Genomic DNA, 1,404 nt, shown 5'->3' on the forward strand with positions numbered 1-1,404 from the left:
GAACGATCTTATTTTTTTACTAGAATATCTCGAATGTTAAAAAATATTGGATATATCCGAACTAACTGTCAACTTTAGTATGGGTTCATTCAAAGCTAGATATGCCCAGTAATACTACGCAATTAAACCCAAACGCAAAACCTCAAAAACACCTGCAGGAGTTATTAGGCCACCCATAATAATTATTCATGGCGTTCGTTAAATAACTACTTACTATCATTATTTCAATGGCGTCTATTTACTTGCATATGAAAAGATTAAATACGCATTAAACGTAACTATTTTAAAGGTATTTGTTACCGAGGTGTTTTAGTGACATGGTCGGAATGATTCATTAGAAAAAATAAGGACAAATATTAATTGCTAGTGTCAGCAATGCGCACAAAGTGATCGTTAATACTTCAAACGTGAACGACCGCAATGGTGACATTTGCGTCCATCAGTATAGACTTAAATTCAAATACTGAATGTCCGCAAATGGCACTTTGCTGAAGCCAGCTTTGAGCGAGAAGCGGTCATTCAGATTGGCTAAATATAGTAGTAAATTGATTGGTCAAACTGCTTTTTGCGCATATATTCATGAAAATGAGCGACGCGCGCATATTGTTCTATTTAACTTTTCTTTAAAGTCTTAGAAAACTTAGTGATAGTAATACCTTAGGTTATTTGTTAAAACTATATCATGCAGAAAAATGAGCGTAGCGTCGGCAGAAATATACGCGATGAGCGCACTATTAAATTGTTAGGTGAATATGGAATATCCCGAAACTAATGTAGTCCGTCAAACTGCTTACAAAAAAAGGTTAAAGGTTGGCGACGTTTTTCGACTTGAGTACCCAGAAAAGAAATATATATTTGGTCGTATTATGACATTAGACTCTGAGGTGGGTGGTTTTCCTGATTGCATCAAAATTCATATATACAATGTAATTAGTGAACAGATTGAAATTCCAAAAAATCTAATTCAAGAACCATTGTTAGTTGCTCCTGTATTTATAAATAAACTCGGATTCTCTAGGGGCTATATGCCAGTAATTGGAAACATCGCTGTTGAACCGAATCAAAACGATGATGGTGCTTGTTACTTAAAAGTATTTCCCAGTTGTTGTCATGTGGATGAAGCTGGTAATGAAATAGAAGAAAACGAATTAGAAGGTGTCTGGGGGCTAGGTAATTATCGAACAATGGACGATTCAATTAGCAAAGCTCTAGGAATCCCAGAAGCTCCAGATGAAGATGATGAATAATTCACCTAACAAACTGTTTAACAAGGACAAAATACAGTTGGCTTTTGCTCCTTCGTCGCTTAATTTTAGCCAACTTTATTTTGCCCATTAACAGGGCGTTAGGCATATGGTGAATCCAGTCGATATTGTTGAATCTGCAAATCAGGAATGTAAAGAA

General features: G+C 35.6%; 1 protein-coding gene. It reads left to right on the forward strand.

Annotated elements, in window-relative coordinates; all coding sequences use genetic code 11:
* Positions 1-752 precede the first annotated feature (752 nt).
* Entirely contained in the window at positions 753-1,247 is a 495-nt protein-coding gene (locus GQR46_RS19685) for an Imm26 family immunity protein (protein WP_165742223.1), read from the forward strand.
* Positions 1,248-1,404 lie beyond the last annotated feature (157 nt).

It is taken from the genome of Pseudoalteromonas sp. Z1A6, assembly GCF_011378745.1.
GTDB lineage: Bacteria > Pseudomonadota > Gammaproteobacteria > Enterobacterales > Alteromonadaceae > Pseudoalteromonas > Pseudoalteromonas arctica.

What these genes read in the sequence shown, in the direction of transcription:
- GQR46_RS19685 (WP_165742223.1), top strand. Translation starts at nt 753, where the DNA reads ATGGAATATCCCGAAACTAATGTAGTCCGTCAAACTGCTTACAAAAAA.